Origin of the sequence: Peribacillus frigoritolerans (assembly GCF_030676415.1) — a bacterium.
GTDB classification, from domain to species: Bacteria; Bacillota; Bacilli; order Bacillales; family DSM-1321; genus Peribacillus; species Peribacillus frigoritolerans_A.
Window position 1 is genome coordinate 91189 of record NZ_JAUUTW010000013.1, and the last position, 17455, is coordinate 108643.

Here is a 17455-nt window from a genome sequence, read left to right on the forward strand (position 1 = left end):
CCTATCATGGTGAAGAGGCCTTTTTTACTTGTCTCTCTACAAGTTTGGGAGAAGGACTGTTAAATGATCAAGCAGATTGAACCCTATTGGCCAAAAAGAGCAGATAAAATCAAAGGGAATTCCATGGCGGGTCAGGAAACGATTATGCAGTAATTCAAAAAAAGGCAGAATGGGACTCATTTAATCCCTTTCTGCCTTTTTATTGGTAAGTTTATAAAAGAAATGCTGTTATCGATTGGGATCTTTAACCAGAACAATCAGTTTTTTGTTTTTGGAAATAATATGATTTAATGGAAGATAGAGAATGAATGGAAGGGTGAGTGTTTTGAGCAAACCAAAAGTGTTGGCTGCTACCATCGTATCAGCTCTTATCGGACTGTTTTTTTTATTTTGCCTTGGATGGGCGATTATGGACCATTATGGAAAAGGAACGTCCGATACGGAAGTAATTGAAGAAACCCCCATTAAAAATGATCTTCCTAATGATTTTACGGTAGTGGCGTTAGGCGATTCATTGACACGTGGCACAGGTGATGAAACAGGGAAAGGCTACGTTGGCCTTGTTGTTGAAGATTTGAAGAGTGAATACAATAGAAAACCAATCATTCATAACCTCGGAATTAATGGACAAGTGTCTAAAGAATTGGTGCAGCAAGTGAAACAACCGGAAGTGAAGCGCCAAATCCAGGCAGCTAATGTTATTTTAGTAACAATCGGGGGTAATGATTTATTTCAAAAAGGCCAGACGCTGCTAGAATATGATCATGAAGCTATATCTGTATCACAAAAGAATTTCTTGGGAAATTTACATGAAATTTTTAAAGATATCAATAAAGTCAATGATACAGCTACCATTTTGTTGCTGGGGCTGTATAATCCATTTATAGATTTGGATGAAGACTTTGATACGAACCGCATCGTACGGGACTGGAATAATGAAACGGCAGAAGTCGTGGCTCTTTATGAAAATGCAATTTTCGTTCCAACATTTGATTTATTTCAATTGTCGGTCAATGAGTATTTGTATTCGGACAAATTTCACCCTAATAAGCAGGGTTATCGTTTAATTGCTGATAGAGTTGCTCCTTTAATAAAATGGGAGGATGTGGAATGATGAAACAGGTGACATTGTCTGTTAGGGACTTGAGAAAAAAGATTGGCAAAAGGGAAATTATTAAAGGGATAGATTTTGAGCTGAATGAAGGTGAGGTTTTCGGCTTTTTAGGACCGAATGGAGCAGGTAAGACTACTACGATCCGCATGTTGGTCGGATTGATTAAGCCATCGTCGGGTTCCATCCATATATGTGGGTATGATGTTCGTCAGGAATTTACGAAGGCTATGAAGCAAATGGGCTGCATCGTTGAAAATCCAGAGTTATATCCATTTTTGAGCGGCTGGGATAATTTGCTCCACTTTGCAAGAATGTTACCTGAAGTTGATGAAACAAGAATGATCGAGGTTGTTGAACTCGTCGGTCTGCAAGCGAGAATTCACGATAAAGTGAAGACCTATTCGTTAGGTATGAGGCAGCGTTTAGGAATCGCGCAGGCAATGCTGAACAGGCCTAAGCTGTTAATTTTGGATGAACCGACTAACGGTCTAGATCCTGCCGGAATCCGTGAAATGCGACAATTCATCAGGAAGTTGGCTGAAGAAAAAGGTATGAGTGTTTTGGTTTCTTCACACTTATTAGGTGAAATACAGCAACTTTGTGACCGGGTCGCAATTATTAAAGGTGGGGAAATTATCAAAACAGATACAGTGGAAAGCTTATTATCCACGCAGGAGCGGATAATTTGGCGGGTGGAACCTATTCAAAAGGGAGTGGAAATTCTTAGAAGCTTCACCGATATTACCCTGGATCAAAAATATATCATTACAGCTTATGATGAACTCAAAACACCCGAATGGAATGCTGCACTTAACCAAGCAGGGGTGAGGGTGCATGAAATGAATCGAAAGCTCCCGGGATTGGAAGAGTTGTTTTTGCAGGTTACCGGTGTCGGAGGTGCAGGCATTGAATAACTTGGTCCAAAATGAAATGATGAAGTTGTTGGCAAAGAAACGGCTAATCATAATCGGAATCATCGTTGGAATTTTAGTGCTGATGTTTACATATGCCCAATATAAACAAGTGGAAGAGCAGCGGGAGAAGTTGGGAACGGATGATTGGCGTGCAGCGCTTCAGCAGCAAATCATTGATACTCAAAATCGATTGGGCTCGAATAGGATGCTGGATGAGTGGCGTGAACAGCTGCAAGTTAGTCTGAAGCAGCAGCAATATTATCTCGATCATGATATCAATCCCTCAGAACCAGGCGCAGCCACCTTTACACGCATGTTTTTGGAAAATGCAATTGATTTGTTCATTCCGCTGTTGATCATGATTGTGGCGAGTGATTTGGTTTCTTCCGAAAATAGTCAAGGCACGATCAAGCTTCTGCTGACAAGGCCAGTGGAGCGCTGGAAAATCTTATTTAGCAAATATGTAACATTATTATTATCGGTTTCGATTATCGTGGCGATGACAGCCTTATTGTCTTACCTTTTATCAGGAATCGTTTTCGGATATCAAGGATGGGGGGCCCCCGTAATAACCGGATTCGAATTGAATGGTGCTGATGTGGATGTCAGTCAGGTAAGGTTAGTTGAGCAATGGAAATTCCTATTCATGGATTTGGGACTTGTCTGGCTGGTGGCGGTTGTTGTAGGGACCCTTTCTTTCATGCTTTCGGTTTTAGTGAGAAGCACCCCTGCAGGCATGGGCATCATGCTGGCTGCATTGATTTCCGGGGCTATATTGAACAATATGGTTTCATCATGGGAATCAGCGAAATATTTCTTTATGGTGAATTTGAAGTTGACCGCTTATATTAGCGGGACGGCTCCGCCGATAGAAGGGATGACTTTATTATCCTCCGTCATCACTCTGCTCGTTTGGTGGGCACTTGCTTTAATTGTATCCTTTACAGTATTTACGCGGAGGGATGTATACTGAGAAACAGCCTATATAACTTATAAGTTGTTACAGTTTGTTGACAAAAGGGGTACGGAACTGTCGCACCCGGGTTTAACTGGCTAGCCGAGTCCCCAAAGATGCTTGCGGCGAGAAGCTTGGCAGACAATCGGAGGAAAGGAAGCGGGTTTCTGAAATCATCTGCAACTTTTTGGAAAATAAAAAACTATAGGCAAACTCGCTTATTCTTCGAATTTGTCTACTGTCTGAAACAGCCTATATAAATTATAGGTTGTTTTTTATTTTCCCGTACAGGGTATCCTTTAAAAAACAGTATGTTCAAAATAGGAGGGGTATAAATGGATGATAATCATTTGAATGAAAAATGGATGCCGATGACTTCAGTATCCAGTGGAGATGTACAGATTATAAATGAGGATATATATATTGTCTGTCCGTCCAAATCGTAAATGTAATTTTTGTAAGGTCACCCAAAGATGATAAATGGGTATTGATAGATGCAGGGATGCCACGTTCAGCAGAAGTAATAAAGAAAACTGCTGAAGACATATACGGGCCACAAAATCCACCTGCTGCCATTATTTTGACACATGGACATTTCGATCATGTTGGCGCACTGATTGAGTTAATGGAGTATTGGAAGGCTCCTGTTTATGCTCATATTAAAGAAATGCCTTATTTAACTGGACAGGAAAATTATCCCGAACCGGATCCTACTGTTGAAGGGGGAATGGTCGCAAAAATTTCATGGGTATTTCCAAATGAGGGAATCAACCTTGATGAAAAAGTTCAGCCATTGCCTGATGATCATAGTGTTCCCGGGCTTTGCGATTGGAAATGGGTTCACACCCCTGGTCATTCAAAAGGACATATTTCTCTTTTTCGTGAAAGTGACCGAAGTTTGATTGCTGGAGATGCTTTTGTGAATGTCAGGCAAGATTCCCTATACAAGGTTATCACTCAGGAGAAAGAAATAGCAGGCCCGCCGCGGTATTTGACAACCGATTGGGAAGCTGCCAAAGAATCGGTAAAGTTATTGGAAAGTCTGAAGCCGGCTGTTGCGATAACGGGACACGGGTATCCTGTTGAAGGGCAAGAACTGGAAATGGGTTTAGCAATGCTTGCAAAGGAATTCGATTCATTAGCTAAACCGGATCACGGGAAATATGTGGAATGAAGCGTATTTCATGAATAATTTCTCTTCAGAAGTCCAAAATAAACAAGCAACTTATGAAAAATGGAGGGATATCCGTGACTAAATTAAGAGATATCATGACAACAGATGTGGACTGCTGCACTGCGGAAGATAATATATATGAAGCAGCAGTCAAAATGAAGAATGATGATGTTGGTGTCATTCCTGTATTGGAGAATAACCATTTAATTGGTGTCATTACAGACAGGGATATCGTCATTCGCTGCGTTGCCGAGAAAAAGCCGAATTCGACTAGAATTACCGATGTCATTTCCACCAATCTTGTGACAGGCACACCTGATATGTCAGTGGAAGAAGCTGAGGAGTTAATGGCTACCGAACAAATCAGAAGGCTCCCTATCATTGAGAATGACAAGCTGGTCGGAGTCGTGGCATTAGGTGATCTTGCTGTACACCAACAGACAAATACAATGGCGGGAAATGCTTTAAGTTCAATTTCCGAGGATAGAGACCAAATACAACACTAAAAACAAAAACTCTGTTAGCTTTTGCTAACAGAGTTTTTGTTTTTAAAGATATTTATTGAACCATCCTTTGATTTCCTCAACATGTTGCAGGCGCATTTTTGGAGATCCGCTTCGGGATACTTCATGAGTTTCATCTGGGAATGAAACAAGTACCGCTTCTTTATTTTGACGTTTTAAAGCGACAAAAAATTGCTCGCTCTGTTCAATGGGACATCGAAAATCCTTTTCACCGTGAAGTAAAAGTAAAGGGGTATTCACATTGGAAACATATTTTAAAGGGGAGTGCTGCCATAATTTTTCAGCAGAGTTAACGATATCACCGCCTACTTCCCACTCTGTAAAATAATAGCCAATGTCGCTGACCCCATAAAAACTTAGCCAGTTACTAATGCAACGCTGAGTCACAGCGGCCTTGAAGCGGTTGGTATGTCCGATGATCCAATTTGTCATGAACCCTCCATAACTTCCTCCGGATACCCCTAAATCTTCATGCTCTATAAAATCATACGTAGCTAAAACGTGATCAACTCCAGCCATTAAGTCCTTATAATCCATGCCTCCATAATCGCCCCGGCAGGCATTTACGAAGTCTTGGCCATATCCTACACTCCCGCGCGGGTTAGTGAACAATACAGTATATCCTTCATTAGCCAAGGTCTGGAATTCATGAACATAGGTATTGGCATACATCATATGCGGACCGCCGTGGATTTCTAAAATGAGCGGATATTTTTGATTACCATTAAAATCGGTCGGCCTCATGATCCAGCCGTGGATGGTAAGTCCATCAACAGATGGAAAAGTAATGGGTTCAGCCATGGACAAGTGTTTATCCTTCAAAAAATCCTCATTAACAAAACTGATTTGTTCCTTATCGCCATTGGTAAGGTTATAAGCAAAGAGATCGCCGGGATGAACAGGTGTACTGATGGCCACGACAGCACGATGGCTTTCTGGATCTATAGTCAGGCCGTATATATGCTGCGGGTCAAGGATTGATGGATACATGGCTCCTTCGATCGAGCCATAATAAACTCCGGTATTTCCGTAATCACTTATTAAAAAGTAAAAACCTTGGCTATCGTTTGTCCATAAAATACCTGGGTCGACGGCTCCGATTTGGAAATCCCCAATTGCAGAATCTCCAATTTGGACGTCCCATCCATCGGTCAAACACTGAGTCGTTTGATCGGAAATGGAATATAACCAGATTTTTGAAAAGGTGGCACCGGCAAATTCTTTATTATGGCCAATGAAAGATAGATATTCGCCATTTGGAGACCATTTCGGATCTCTAAAGAAACCTGTACCATCCGTTATCTTCTCTAAAGAATTCGTTTCAAGCTCCATGATGAAAATATCGGAAAAAAGTTCATCATCACTTCTTTCTGCATCCCCGCTTATGAATGCAATATGCTGACCGTCTGGGGACCATGCATTCGGATTATGATCAACATTGTTTTCCGTTAGCAATGTTGATTCTCCCTTGAAAATTTCCACTATGACCAGCTGCTGATATAACTGATCAAAATAGCCTCTCCCATCCCATTTATACTTGATTCGGTCATACCTATGAATTTCCTTGGACAGATCATTTTCCTTAACCGTATTAAGGTTTTCGCCTTCCTTTAACCCGGTAGAAAGCAGCAACTTGGTGGAACAAGGAGACCAAATAGGCTTGGTTACACCGTTAACGTAATGGGTCAACTGGCGAGCTTCCCCGCCAATGCTCCCAATAATGTGGACTTGTTTTTTACCTGATCTGTCTGATATAAAAGCGATATGCTTGCCGTCGGGGGACCAAGCTGGTGATGTATCACGATTATCCCCATACGTCCATTGCTTTGTTTCATTCGTAATCAGGCTGAACATAAACAGATTGGAAATGTATTTTTCCGTTTTTTCATCTATTCTGGTTTGGACATAAACCGCCATGCTGCCATCCGGTGATAGCTTTGGATCGGTCACTGATTTCAAGTGAAATAAGTCTCTTGCTGTTATACCTATTTTGTTCATCCTTTTCACCCTTTCATTTCTCATAGTTATGTATTTCGCTAAAGAGAAATATAAATCCTTTAGTAAATGGTAAACACGAGAGGTTTATTTATCAAGAACGAAAGAAATGAAAAAAATCCGGCCTTTTCATCAGGTCGGATTATCAGGCTATATAGGCAAATAACTTACAATTACTTATGCATGTGTGGTGTATGTGGGCGGTGCGGCGGTACTTGGAAATTATGTTCTTCCATCATTTTATAATGTTTTTCAAAATGTGAAACCATTTTATCGGCTTCTTCTTTCGAAAGCGCGCCATACTCTACATATTTTTCAATCAATATCTTTTTGTCAGCGAGTATCTGCTTTTGGATCTTAGCGATTTCCGATTTTTGAGCATCAGTGAATTGCACACTTTCCGTTTTTTCTTTATTTTCCTGTGCAGCCGGATGATTAAGGTTGACTAAGAATAGGGAACAAGCTGTTAAACAGATGACTAAAAACTTTTTCATGAATGAACGACTCCTTCTTCTTGAATTTTACTGCCTTATGAAGAACTGGTGAACCTTCAGTACCTGAAAGTCTCTTCCTTATGGTGAATGTTTTTCAATATGGAAGATTCCTTATTTCTTTATTATCATTTACAGCATTTACAGTTTTATGTAAAGAAATTAGGTAAGGGTTTGTTACAAAAAGATATGGGTATTTTAAATGTAAGCAGAAAATTTTGTTGTAACTTCTTATTAAAAAAATCCTTTTAAGAAGGGAAGAAAGGGGGATTATCATGATTTGGACAATTATTGGTGTAATAATATTATTATGGATTCTTGGGTTAGTCTTTAAAGTGGCTGCAGGCTTTATACATATTTTGCTTATTATCGCGGTCATTCTCATTTTGGTTAAAGTTTTTAAGGGAAGGAATCGAATGTAGACGTGTATCGAAGGCTAACGTTGAAAAGTTTTGTAATTAACAATGTAAAAGGCGGCCTGGTGGACAGGTCGCCTTTTAATCTTCCATCAGGTTGTCAATCATAAGGAAGTGGCTGTCCTAACAGCCTCTTATGAATCCATATCGCTGCTTGGGTACCATCCCCCATCGAAATGGTGACTTGTTCGGAATGGGCAACGAGGTCACCGCCTGCCCAGACTCCTTTAATATTCGTTTCTTTAGTCCGGGGATGAATCACGACATGATTGTTTTCATTGACTTGTACACCTAATTGTAAGGCTAGGTCATTATTAAGTTTGTTCCCTTTAAATGCCGTGAATGCCTTTTCAGCTTCGATTATTTTACCGGAGACTAACTGTATGGCTGTTAACTGCTGGTTGGCATCAACATGAACCTCACAAACTTCCTCTTCGAATACAGGAATCTGATTTTCCTTTAACTTTTCCTTATACTCGTCATCAATTTTTGATTTCAAATGATTTACGTAAATGATATCTTTTGACCAATATAATAGAGTAAGCGCCATCCCTGCACCAGCATTTCCGCCTCCAAGGACAACGGTTTGCTTATCCATGATCTCATACCCATCACAGTCGGGGCATATATATGTAGACGTCCCAAGAGTTGGATAGATGTTTTTGATTGGAGGAATGTTATCGGTAATGCCGGTACCAAGAAAAATCATTTTTGCTTGATATTCCCTGTCATTTTTTGTTTGGATAAAAAAATTGCCCTGCTTTTTTTCAAGAGATGTCACTGTATCATCCAAGAATTCGACACCGAATTTTTCAGCGTGCTGTCTGCCAAGGGTCCTTAATTGTTTGCCGCTTACCCCATCCGGCCATCCAAGAATGTTATGGTAATCCTTGGCAATGGAAGAGCGGCCTTGGGCAGAATCAATGACGATAATATCATGTTTATATCTTCCGAGCTGGATGGCTGCCTGAATACCGGCTATACCTCCACCAATAATAATGCAATCTGCTTGTTTCATGAATTCACCGCCCATAAAATTGGAATAAACCTAGTGTTATTCTATCTGTAAAAAATATACCACTAGTCGCTGGCGCTTAAACAAAAAAGGAGGAAGTCCGCAGCTGGCAGACCTTCCTCCCTTTCTTTAATGCCAATATCATTGATTCTGTATTGGTTCGAGCCATTCTTGTGCCCAATTTTGAATTTCTTTCATTACTGGTGCAAGTGCCTTGCCTTTTTCAGTTAAAGAATATTCAATCCTGACCGGTGTCTCTGGATATACGTCCCTTTTAACAATACCTTCAATTTCCAAGTCCTTTAAACGTTCAGAAAGAATCCTGCCGCTTATCGGGAATGCAGATTCAATATTACAAAACCGTTGAGGGCCATTAAGTAATTGATTGACAATCAATCCAGTCCAGCGTTTACTCAAGATTTGCATTCCTTTTTCAAATCGTGGACAAAGTGTCGTATTATTCATCATATCACCTCATTATTATTATATTATAATGCATTTACCTTATATGTAACAACTTTACCGATAATTATTTAGTTACTAGAGATGTTATAGTATAAGAAATTTATGAACTTACTTTAAGTATCATGAAAAGTATTCCGCCTTGGAATTGCCACATTTTTTAAAAAATGCGCTTTAAAAAATGTGTTCTTTAGAGATACCATGAAAAATATGTTATTTTAATATTGAAGTCAAAGTTTTGCAAATGGAAGGATCCGTGGGAAAGATGAGTGATTTACTGCAAGAGGCCGTATCCTTTATCAGGACAAGTTATCCGGAATTATTGAAAACGGAAGAGGACATAAATGTAAGGATCGAACAAATTAAAAAGGAAATAAATGAAACAGACAGATATGAACATACATATGAAGAATTGGTTTTTGGTGCTAAATTAGCTTGGCGTAATAGCAATCGTTGCATTGGGCGCTTTTTTTGGGAATCGTTGAGGGTGATTGATAAAAGGATGATTCAAAGCGAAGAAGAAATTGTATCGGCTCTCTTTGAGCATATCGAATATGCTACGAATAATGGGAGCATCAGACCTGTGATTACAATTTTCAAACAGAAAGATCATGATCGAAAAGTGGATATTTGGAATCATCAGCTTATTCGATATGCAGGATATGAGACGGAGCATGGTGTAATCGGCGATTCCAGTTCAATAGAATTCACCAAGCAATGTATGGCATTAGGATGGGAAGGGAAATTCGGACCTTTCGATATTTTACCCCTTGTAGTCCAATTGGACGGAAAAACCCCTGGTTTTCATGATATACCTGAAAGCCTCGTTAAAGAAGTTCAAATTACCCACCCTGTACTGACATGGTTCAAAGATCTTCAAATCAAATGGTATGCAGTTCCAATCATATCTGGCATGAGGCTGGAAATTGGCGGTATTACTTATTCAGCTGCCCCATTTAATGGGTGGTACATGGGAACGGAAATCGGTGCCAGGAACCTTGCTGATGAAGAACGCTACAATATGCTGCCGGCAATCGGGGAGAGGATGGGCTTGGATATTAAACGTGATTCGAGCTTATGGAAAGATCGAGCCCTTATCGAACTGAATGAAGCAGTCCTTCATTCGTTTAAAAAACACGGAGTCAGCATTGTTGATCACCATACAGCAGCTAAACAATTCAAGAAATTCGAAGAAAAAGAAGCCTCTTGTGACCGAAAAGTTACGGGGGACTGGACTTGGTTAATTCCACCGGTGTCTCCAGCCACGACACACGTTTTTCATCAGTCATACAACAATGAAATAATGAAACCTAATTTCTTTTATCAAATTCCTCCATATAAATAAAGGTTTACTTTAACTGGCGTTGGGTATATATATAGCAAGCCAATAAATAAGGGGGAAGGTAATGATGGCATTAGGTAGAAACGTGGTATTACTGGGAGTCGGAGTTGCCGGAGTCTCATTTTTATCGAATAAAACGAACAGAGGAAAAATGAAGGACATATGGTCCAAAGCAAAAGCGAGAACAGAAGGCTTTTGGAATAGGACGGCTTCAGAGCTGAATCCTGTAATTGAAAAGGCAGGTCACCCTGACCCATATGATCATGAGGACAATAAAATGGTAGATGAAGGCGCCATGTATGGTGTTCACTATTATAATAATGCTAAGCATGGATAAAGTAATCAGACTCGCTTGGGGATACCCAGGCGTTTTTTTGTGGTCGTTTTCATTATCTTTCTAAAAGTGAAAATCAGATAATTACGAATTCTAAACAGGGAATCAATGTATTAAATTCTTTATTGTGCTTTAAAAGAATAAGGATTAAGATTAAAGAATCGAAAGGAAGTGGATACGAGTGAGCAGCAGTTCTTATGATCCTGAACCCAGAAAGCAAGAGGAAGCCAATATGATGCTAGAAGTCGAGACTGTTATTCTCCCTGAGTATCTGCTCGAAGAAGGTAAATAAGGCTTTCTCTATAGAAGAGGAGGTCAAGAAATGATTGAAATCTACAAGACGGATGAAAACCGTCACCTTAACAATGTCGAGGATATGACAAAAGGTTCCTGGGTGAACATTGTCGCGCCCACAGAAGCTGAAATAGATTATATATGCACAACTTTGAAGTTACCGATCAATTTCATGAAAGATCCACTGGATGATGAGGAGAGGCCTCGAATCGAAAAAGAGGAAGATAATGTTTTAATTATTGTCGACTTCCCATATTTGACCAGGGACGAAGCCGACTTACCGATCTTTGAAACGATTCCCATAGGCATGATCTTTACCAAAGACTGTTTCATTACTGTATCATTAAAAGAAACACCGATATTGGCTAATTTTAAAAACAATAAGATCAAAGGATTTTTCACCAACAAGAAAACAAGGTTTGCTTTACAATTATTATTTGAGATTTCATCCTATTATTTACGTTACCTGAAACAGATTAACAAGATGACTAATGAAGCGGAACGTGAATTGCATCAGTCCATGAAAAATAAAGAATTATACACTTTCCTTGCTTTGGAAAAAAGCCTGGTTTATTTTACGACATCATTGAAATCCAATCGCGTAGTACTGGATAAGATCCTCCGTTTTAATTATTTAAAAATGTACGAAGAAGATAAAGAATTGCTTGAGGATGTAATCATCGAAAATGCTCAGGCAATCGAAATGGCAGAAGTGTATCTATCCATTCTTAGCGGTATGATGGATGCATTCGCTTCGATCATTTCCAATAATGTCAATAATGCCATGAAGTTTCTAACCTCAGTGACCATTATTTTAACGCTGCCGACGATGGTGGCAAGTTTTTACGGAATGAATGTGGAATTGCCATTTGAACATAATCGGTTTGCTTTCATTTTTACATTATTAATTGCCATCACTTTGGCTGGGACGACGGCATTCATTTTTTGGAAGAAAAAATATTTTTAAATTAACCGGCTTATTAAGCCAGTTTTAGACTGTAGACAAACTCGATGAAAATCGAGTTTGTCTACAGTCTTTTTTGCTTGTACAAATTTGGACGTTGATTTCCACTTCAGGCACTCGCTTTCCGCGGCGGTCCGGGAGCCACCTCGGCGCACTTGCGCCTGTGGGGTCTCCCTTGGACTCGCTATTCCCGCAGGAGTCTTCGCACCTTCCGTTCCAATCAACTATGTTTAAAAATTTAGATAGAACTCCTTTTGCCTACAGTCTTTTTTGTTTTAAAATAGAACGATTAAAACTTGAGGTGATGAGGATGCTTTCGAAACATCATTCTATTCAGCGAGATCAACTTGAAATGATTACTTTAGAGCAACTGGTGCCGGCGAACCATTTGGTTCGTAAAATTGAGGCTGCCAAGCCGGTTTTATCTTACTCCTCAAAAAAATCAGCAAATCCTTCACTGTTAATCCGATCGGTATATGGGTTCTCATCCTTTACATTCTTTGCATCCAAATTTGTTTTAATCACTAAACGTGGACTCTGTGATGCTTCTCGGATGATACGGTCGTTCAACTCTTTGAAATCCGGTATATTCTTATTGCCGGGTTTGTTTGGTTCCAATAAAACCACCTCCATTTCTATCTTTGCAATAAATCATGGGGTGTATTCATGAATATTCTTAGGTTTGGGAAGGATAAAGGACTGAGGAGGAGATCATGATGACCAAATGGAACGAGCAAGCAGCTCCCAATAATAATTTAAGGGCAAGTGATTTAAACCCAGATGGAGCCGATAAAGTAAAAATGGATTCAAAAATAATTGATGGAGATCAATTGAATGATCTAAAGATTCAAAGGGAAATCAGAAAGCAAAATATATAAGAGAATTCCCTGATCGTCGAAGTAAAGAGGATCATGCAGAGGAAAACGCTTGGCGGTTAAACCAAGCGTTTTTTTGTGTATTCCATGGTGGTATAGGATTCTCTTTTATCATGTACGCTTTTGCTTTTTAAGAGAAGAGGGTTGAGTGAAGGACCCGGTTTCTTTCGTAGTGGTACCTTGCCCCTCTACCTGAGAAGAACCTAAACGAGTTTGTGAAGCATCTTTCTTGTTTTTTCCATTCATGTTTATCACCTCGATATTACTTTCCCTATTTCCTTTGCATCCTATACATATATTCAAGGTGAAAAGGACAGGTTAGAAGGTAGAGGAGGTGTGTGTTGATGTCAAAAATCGGTGTTGAAGAATCATTAACGAATATTCAGGAAGCACTTCGTGATAAAGGTTTTGATGTTGTGGAGATTAAACAAGAAGCTGACGCAAAAAACGTGGATTGTTGTGTAGTAACAGGTTTGGACAGTAATGTGATGGGTATAAGCGATACTTCATTAAAAGCGTCTATCATTGAGGCAAATGGTTTAACGGCTGATGAAGTGTGCCGCGAAGTTGAAAATAAAGTGAACGCCATTCAATAATTCAAAAAGTGCCTAAACCGATATAGGGTTAGGCACTTTTTCTGTTCAAGGTTACTGTGCTATGGAAATTGTCGCAATCAATTCCACCACTACATTACCTTTGATCGCTCTAGAAATCATACATGAAGTTTCAGCTTTTTCAGCAAGTTTCCTCGCTTTTTCAACCACTTTTTCAGAAGTGCCCGGTACTAATATAAGTGCAGGGCGATGAATTATTTTCTTGTAGGTGAATACACCATTCGTAACATCCACTAACGCTTCCGATTGCATGGTCAAGCTCACCTTATCTATATGGGCTCGCTCTAACATGGCAGCAAAGGTAATGATATAGCAGGTCGATGCCGCCCCAAGCAGCATTTCATCGGGATTAGTGCCGATCCCTGGTCCCTCCATTCCAGTAGGAATACTTATCTGTGTTCGAAGATTCCCTGAATGAATCGTACCGATATCATTTCTGCCGCCGGGCCATTCCGCGGTTAAATGAAAGTGATGTATCGTCATTTTTTCAACCTCCTAACTATTCTATAGTGTAAACGATTAAACAGGTTAAGTATCCGATTTTGCTCACTCAGCCGAATAATCCAGCGATCGGCCGAATTAAGTTTCCGGTAGGCCAAATTTCGGCCAGCTGACCGAAGCATTCTTATTGATATAAAGGATACATGTTGATGAAACAAAAGGCAGAGGCATTAGGCTATTTTAAGCACAATATTGGATAGGCTTTTCTATAATGATATAGACGGTTTTATATAAATAATATTTCATTAAGGAAGGGCTGGAAAATTGACTACATTGAGTAATATGTTCGATTTGACTAATAAAACGGCTATCATTACCGGCGGCGGCAGAGGACTGGGCAAACAGATCGCCATGGCGTTGGGGGAGGCTGGTTCAAATATAGTCATTGCTTCACGAAATCTTCCTGTATGTAAGGAGGTATGTGAAGACTTGCAATCGATAGGTGTTAATGCCGTTGCCTTTGAATGTGATATCACGGATGAGAGTGCCATTGGCCATGTCGTCCAGGAAACGGTTGCTCAATTCGGCACGATTGATATTCTTGTCAATAATAGCGGTACGTCCTGGTCAGGTCCGCTTTTGGATCTTCCCAAGGATAAGTGGGAAAAAGTATTGAATGTTAATGTTACAGGTACATTCCTTTTTTCACAGGCTGTAGCGAAGGTCATGAAGCAGCAAAATTCCGGAAAAATCATAAATATTGCATCGGTGACAGGTCTTGGCGGGACGTTTCCTGAGCTATTGGATACGATAGCTTATAACACCAGTAAGGGTGCCATCATTACCATGACCAAGGATTTAGGAGTTAAACTTGCTAGATACGGCATCCAAGTCAATGCAATTGCACCTGGGTTTTTCCCGACTAAAATCACAAAGGAAATTCTTGAAAAGTCTAACTATGACATATTAGGTAAAACTCCGGCTGGCAGGTTTGGAAATGAAGATGATTTAAAGGGTGCCGCCGTATTTTTAGCCTCACAGGCTTCTGACTATATGGTTGGTCATGTTTTAATCATTGACGGTGGAATATCGGCATTAGTGTAAACGGAGGAGAAAGGAAGGAAAAAATATATGACGGAAAAATCAAATTTTTATAAAGGGCTTAAACTACTAGGCACACAAAAAGAGCAACAGCTGAATTCTAAAATTCAAAGTCTGCTGAATAATCGCAAATTAATAGAAGCAGTAAGCGACAATGCCCAAATGCAGATTCCAAGAATAAATAGAATGCAGGAAGCCTCAGAAAGAATGTCCATTATCATGAATTACCCAACAAAAAAAGATGTAGCGAGTGTAGCGAAATTAGTCATCCAGCTCGAAGAAAAAATTGATAGGTTAGATGAGTTGGTCTCTACACTTGTTGAGGATAGGGGCGGGAACGTCAAAGGTAATTCTTCATTCCGCAATAAACGGAATGCTTCACGCAGTAAGAAAATGAAATCAAGTTGGGAATCCAATGAAATGGAAGGGCGTAAAAAAAGGATATCTGATTTTATAAATAACTCCTTATTGTTAAGCTCACAGTTACCTGAGTTCGATTCACATGGACAGGGGAATTCAAGTGTCTAAGCGGAAAGTGCCGAAAAATCAATCCGAATCCATGAATAAATGGAAACATTTTATGGATATTCCCAATCAGCCAATGCCTGAAATGGGACTGACGCCGAAAATAGCGGTGTGGAAAAAAAACAAATCAACGCTTTGGTATTATCCGTCAGCACAAAAAAAGTATGATGTGCCGGTTTTTCTTATATATTCACTAATAAATACCCCTTTGATTCTTGATTTGTCCCCTGGGAATAGTTTAATAGAATCTTTTGTAAATGAAGGTTTTGATGTGTATTTGCTTGATTTTGGAAGTCCAAGCTTTGAAGATGGTGAAATATCGATCGAAGATTATATCGTCGATTATATTCAAAAAGGAGTACAGCGTGCATTACGCCACTCTGGAGCATCAGAAATAACAGTTATGGGGTTTTGCCTCGGCGGTACAATAGCCGCAATATATGCTGCCATTGCAGACGAGCCAATCAAGAATTTGATCCTCTCCGTTACACCGGTTGATTTCAGTGCCTCAGAATTTTTTGATCAATGGCAGGAAGCGTTAAAGGAAGGTACCGCGGATTTTAACGAGACGATTGATATTTATCAAACGATCCCAGCCAGTGCAGTTAAATATGGAATCCGGTTAATTACATCTCCTATCTATATATCACCCTATTTATCTTTATTGAATCAAGCGGATGATGATGAATACGTTCAAAATTGGCGCCGCTTCAATGCTTGGGCTAATGGTCATGTACCATTATCCGGAGCAGCCGCAAAACAAATAACCAAAGACCTTTTGATGAAAAATAGCTTGGTTAATGGGGGTTTTAAAGTAAGGGGGAAAAAAGCGAAGCTATCGAAAATTGACGCTAGTGTTTTGGTAATAGCGAGTAAGTATGATCGATTGGTCCCACAGGAAATGATTTATCCGGTAATGGAGCATTTAACATGTAAGGATAAGACATATAGCCTACTGAAAAGTGGACATGCTGCTGCTAAACAATATTCCGGAAAACTTCCATATTATTTGAAGGAATGGCTACCAGGGCGTTCTTCACCAATTCAATAGGTTACTAGAGGGATGTGAAATGTGCTTGTTGAACACCAGTGAGGATACCAAAATCATGCCGGTTTTAGATTTTATAGGCTTTGCGTCGTTGAAATTTCAAAATTTTTTTCAACATTTCCGGATTACTGAAGTAAAATAAATGATAGGGCTGGCTCGGTATGTAGAGCCAGCCCCTATTGTATCATTGATAATATTTCACACGTTCTTCTAGAGGTGAGAAGTCTTTATCGCCAGGCTCCGCAGTGGGTTTTCCAAAGGGCATCTGTGCGATGAGTTTCCAATCTCGTGATATATCCCATGTCTTTCTCACTTCGTCATCGATTAAAGGATTATAATGCTGAAGACTTGCACCAAACCCCTCAATTTCCAAGGAAGTCCATACGACAAATTGTAAAATGGCAGACGATTGGTTCGACCAAATCGGAAAATTTTCGGCATACGTTTTGAATTGTTCTTGAAGCCTAGCTATAATGGCCTGGTCTTCAAAGAATAAAACCGTACCATAACCATTTATAAATGACTTCATTTTTTCTTCCGTTTTTGCAAAGTCTTTGTCACCGACTGCATTTCTTAATGTTTCTTTCGTGATATCCCATAATTGGTCGTGGCTTTGACCAGTTAAAACAATCACTCTTGCACTTTGGGAGTTGAAAGCGGAAGGGGAATATTGAACGGCATGATCGATAACTTCTTTAATCCTTTTATTAGGAACAACACGTTCCTTGCTAAGGGAATAATAAGAGCGTCTATCTTCAATTGCGCTAAAAAAATCTTTAACCATATATCACACCTCCATTCTTTATACCGATTTATTTTGACCTGATTTTATTATTTTATGATAAGTGAATACAGGT

21 protein-coding genes and 1 pseudogene are annotated in these 17455 nt (G+C 39.7%); 14 read left to right on the top strand and 8 right to left on the bottom strand.

Annotated features, from left to right (window positions below; translation table 11 throughout):
• Positions 1-325: 325 nt before the first annotated feature.
• From Q8G36_RS14035 to Q8G36_RS14055, 5 genes and pseudogenes are all read left to right on the top strand, one after another.
• Positions 326-1114, top strand: coding sequence for a GDSL-type esterase/lipase family protein (locus tag Q8G36_RS14035; protein ID WP_305160469.1), 789 nt, complete (start codon positions 326-328; stop codon positions 1112-1114).
• Positions 1111-2028: an ABC transporter ATP-binding protein gene (locus Q8G36_RS14040; protein WP_305160468.1), complete on the top strand. Its 918-nt coding sequence runs from the start codon at positions 1111-1113 to the stop codon at positions 2026-2028. Before Q8G36_RS14035 ends, Q8G36_RS14040 begins: the two co-directional genes overlap by 4 nt.
• Complete coding sequence (locus Q8G36_RS14045) at positions 2021-3001, top strand: ABC transporter permease (protein ID WP_305160467.1); 981 nt, start codon at positions 2021-2023, stop codon at positions 2999-3001. The genes Q8G36_RS14040 and Q8G36_RS14045 overlap by 8 nt, the downstream gene beginning before the upstream one ends.
• A 317-nt stretch (positions 3002-3318) precedes the next feature.
• Positions 3319-4157, top strand: a pseudogene (locus Q8G36_RS14050) (MBL fold metallo-hydrolase).
• Positions 4158-4231: 74 nt separating this feature from the next.
• A complete protein-coding gene (locus Q8G36_RS14055) occupies positions 4232-4663 on the top strand; it encodes a CBS domain-containing protein (protein ID WP_305160466.1) in 432 nt (143 codons plus the stop codon).
• Between the two features lie 42 nt (positions 4664-4705).
• On the opposite strand, the gene Q8G36_RS14060 is transcribed toward Q8G36_RS14055, so the two are convergent.
• On the bottom strand, positions 4706-6679 hold the full coding sequence (locus tag Q8G36_RS14060; protein ID WP_305160465.1) for a S9 family peptidase: 1974 nt from the start codon (positions 6677-6679) through the stop codon (positions 4706-4708).
• A gap of 170 nt (positions 6680-6849) precedes the next feature.
• The gene (locus Q8G36_RS14065) at positions 6850-7170 is read right to left on the bottom strand and encodes a YckD family protein (RefSeq protein ID WP_305160464.1); all 321 of its coding nucleotides are present in this window, start codon (positions 7168-7170) and stop codon (positions 6850-6852) included.
• A 272-nt stretch (positions 7171-7442) separates the two neighbouring features.
• Here Q8G36_RS14065 and Q8G36_RS14070 point away from each other — a divergent pair, with 272 nt between their 5' ends.
• A complete protein-coding gene (locus Q8G36_RS14070) occupies positions 7443-7589 on the top strand; it encodes a lmo0937 family membrane protein (RefSeq protein WP_305160463.1) in 147 nt (48 codons plus the stop codon).
• Positions 7590-7683: 94 nt separating this feature from the next.
• Here the strand turns inward: Q8G36_RS14070 and Q8G36_RS14075 are convergent, their stop codons facing one another.
• Both Q8G36_RS14075 and Q8G36_RS14080 read right to left on the bottom strand, forming a co-directional pair.
• Positions 7684-8601 carry an NAD(P)/FAD-dependent oxidoreductase gene (locus Q8G36_RS14075; protein WP_305160462.1) on the bottom strand — a complete coding sequence of 306 codons (918 nt, stop codon included), beginning with the start codon at positions 8599-8601 and terminating at the stop codon, positions 7684-7686.
• 138 nt (positions 8602-8739) lie between these two features.
• Positions 8740-9063, bottom strand: a complete 324-nt coding sequence (locus tag Q8G36_RS14080) for a winged helix-turn-helix transcriptional regulator (protein WP_061463475.1) — start codon at positions 9061-9063, stop codon at positions 8740-8742.
• A 262-nt stretch (positions 9064-9325) separates the two neighbouring features.
• Here Q8G36_RS14080 and Q8G36_RS14085 point away from each other — a divergent pair, with 262 nt between their 5' ends.
• From Q8G36_RS14085 to Q8G36_RS14095, 3 genes are all read left to right on the top strand, one after another.
• Positions 9326-10405, top strand: a complete 1080-nt coding sequence (locus Q8G36_RS14085) for a nitric oxide synthase oxygenase (RefSeq protein WP_305160461.1) — start codon at positions 9326-9328, stop codon at positions 10403-10405.
• Positions 10406-10466: 61 nt separating this feature from the next.
• Positions 10467-10739 (top strand): hypothetical protein, encoded by a 273-nt coding sequence (locus Q8G36_RS14090; protein WP_305160460.1) that lies wholly within the window; start codon positions 10467-10469, stop codon positions 10737-10739.
• 319 nt (positions 10740-11058) lie between these two features.
• Positions 11059-11997 (top strand): magnesium transporter CorA family protein, encoded by a 939-nt coding sequence (locus tag Q8G36_RS14095; RefSeq protein ID WP_305160459.1) that lies wholly within the window; start codon positions 11059-11061, stop codon positions 11995-11997.
• Between the two features lie 423 nt (positions 11998-12420).
• On the opposite strand, the gene Q8G36_RS14100 is transcribed toward Q8G36_RS14095, so the two are convergent.
• Entirely contained in the window at positions 12421-12612 is a 192-nt protein-coding gene (locus Q8G36_RS14100) for a hypothetical protein (RefSeq protein WP_305275088.1), read from the bottom strand.
• A 95-nt stretch (positions 12613-12707) separates the two neighbouring features.
• Between Q8G36_RS14100 and Q8G36_RS14105 the strand changes: the two genes are divergently transcribed.
• Positions 12708-12872 carry a hypothetical protein gene (locus tag Q8G36_RS14105; RefSeq protein ID WP_305275091.1) on the top strand — a complete coding sequence of 55 codons (165 nt, stop codon included), beginning with the start codon at positions 12708-12710 and terminating at the stop codon, positions 12870-12872.
• A gap of 108 nt (positions 12873-12980) precedes the next feature.
• Here Q8G36_RS14105 and Q8G36_RS14110 read toward each other — a convergent pair whose 3' ends face one another.
• Entirely contained in the window at positions 12981-13115 is a 135-nt protein-coding gene (locus Q8G36_RS14110; RefSeq protein ID WP_095392115.1) for a YuzL family protein, read from the bottom strand.
• 98 nt (positions 13116-13213) lie between these two features.
• Here Q8G36_RS14110 and Q8G36_RS14115 point away from each other — a divergent pair, with 98 nt between their 5' ends.
• Positions 13214-13465, top strand: coding sequence for a YkuS family protein (locus tag Q8G36_RS14115; protein WP_305160456.1), 252 nt, complete (start codon positions 13214-13216; stop codon positions 13463-13465).
• 51 nt (positions 13466-13516) lie between these two features.
• Here the strand turns inward: Q8G36_RS14115 and Q8G36_RS14120 are convergent, their stop codons facing one another.
• On the bottom strand, positions 13517-13966 hold the full coding sequence (locus Q8G36_RS14120) for an OsmC family protein (RefSeq protein WP_305160455.1): 450 nt from the start codon (positions 13964-13966) through the stop codon (positions 13517-13519).
• A gap of 300 nt (positions 13967-14266) precedes the next feature.
• Here Q8G36_RS14120 and Q8G36_RS14125 point away from each other — a divergent pair, with 300 nt between their 5' ends.
• Genes Q8G36_RS14125 through Q8G36_RS14135 form a run of 3 tightly spaced genes read left to right on the top strand, consistent with a single transcriptional unit; the run spans position 14267 to position 16601 of the window.
• Positions 14267-15028: an SDR family oxidoreductase gene (locus Q8G36_RS14125; protein WP_305160568.1), complete on the top strand. Its 762-nt coding sequence runs from the start codon at positions 14267-14269 to the stop codon at positions 15026-15028.
• Positions 15029-15055: 27 nt separating this feature from the next.
• Complete coding sequence (locus tag Q8G36_RS14130; RefSeq protein WP_305160453.1) at positions 15056-15553, top strand: hypothetical protein; 498 nt, start codon at positions 15056-15058, stop codon at positions 15551-15553.
• Complete coding sequence (locus Q8G36_RS14135; RefSeq protein ID WP_305160452.1) at positions 15546-16601, top strand: alpha/beta fold hydrolase; 1056 nt, start codon at positions 15546-15548, stop codon at positions 16599-16601. Before Q8G36_RS14130 ends, Q8G36_RS14135 begins: the two co-directional genes overlap by 8 nt.
• A 181-nt stretch (positions 16602-16782) precedes the next feature.
• Here the strand turns inward: Q8G36_RS14135 and Q8G36_RS14140 are convergent, their stop codons facing one another.
• Positions 16783-17382, bottom strand: a complete 600-nt coding sequence (locus Q8G36_RS14140) for a nitroreductase family protein (RefSeq protein WP_305160451.1) — start codon at positions 17380-17382, stop codon at positions 16783-16785.
• Positions 17383-17455 lie beyond the last annotated feature (73 nt).

Bases quoted from the DNA above. Each gene is read 5' to 3' on its own strand.
- Q8G36_RS14040 (WP_305160468.1), top strand. From the start codon at position 1,111: ATGATGAAACAGGTGACATTGTCTGTTAGGGACTTGAGAAAAAAGATT.
- Q8G36_RS14060 (WP_305160465.1), bottom strand. From the start codon at position 6,679: ATGAACAAAATAGGTATAACAGCAAGAGACTTATTTCACTTGAAATCA.
- Q8G36_RS14065 (WP_305160464.1), bottom strand. From the start codon at position 7,170: ATGAAAAAGTTTTTAGTCATCTGTTTAACAGCTTGTTCCCTATTCTTA.
- Q8G36_RS14070 (WP_305160463.1), top strand. From the start codon at position 7,443: ATGATTTGGACAATTATTGGTGTAATAATATTATTATGGATTCTTGGG.
- Q8G36_RS14075 (WP_305160462.1), bottom strand. From the start codon at position 8,601: ATGAAACAAGCAGATTGCATTATTATTGGTGGAGGTATAGCCGGTATT.
- Q8G36_RS14080 (WP_061463475.1), bottom strand. From the start codon at position 9,063: ATGAATAATACGACACTTTGTCCACGATTTGAAAAAGGAATGCAAATC.
- Q8G36_RS14085 (WP_305160461.1), top strand. From the start codon at position 9,326: ATGAGTGATTTACTGCAAGAGGCCGTATCCTTTATCAGGACAAGTTAT.
- Q8G36_RS14090 (WP_305160460.1), top strand. From the start codon at position 10,467: ATGATGGCATTAGGTAGAAACGTGGTATTACTGGGAGTCGGAGTTGCC.
- Q8G36_RS14095 (WP_305160459.1), top strand. From the start codon at position 11,059: ATGATTGAAATCTACAAGACGGATGAAAACCGTCACCTTAACAATGTC.
- Q8G36_RS14105 (WP_305275091.1), top strand. From the start codon at position 12,708: ATGATGACCAAATGGAACGAGCAAGCAGCTCCCAATAATAATTTAAGG.
- Q8G36_RS14110 (WP_095392115.1), bottom strand. From the start codon at position 13,115: ATGAATGGAAAAAACAAGAAAGATGCTTCACAAACTCGTTTAGGTTCT.
- Q8G36_RS14115 (WP_305160456.1), top strand. From the start codon at position 13,214: ATGTCAAAAATCGGTGTTGAAGAATCATTAACGAATATTCAGGAAGCA.
- Q8G36_RS14120 (WP_305160455.1), bottom strand. From the start codon at position 13,966: ATGACGATACATCACTTTCATTTAACCGCGGAATGGCCCGGCGGCAGA.
- Q8G36_RS14125 (WP_305160568.1), top strand. From the start codon at position 14,267: ATGTTCGATTTGACTAATAAAACGGCTATCATTACCGGCGGCGGCAGA.
- Q8G36_RS14130 (WP_305160453.1), top strand. From the start codon at position 15,056: ATGACGGAAAAATCAAATTTTTATAAAGGGCTTAAACTACTAGGCACA.
- Q8G36_RS14140 (WP_305160451.1), bottom strand. From the start codon at position 17,382: ATGGTTAAAGATTTTTTTAGCGCAATTGAAGATAGACGCTCTTATTAT.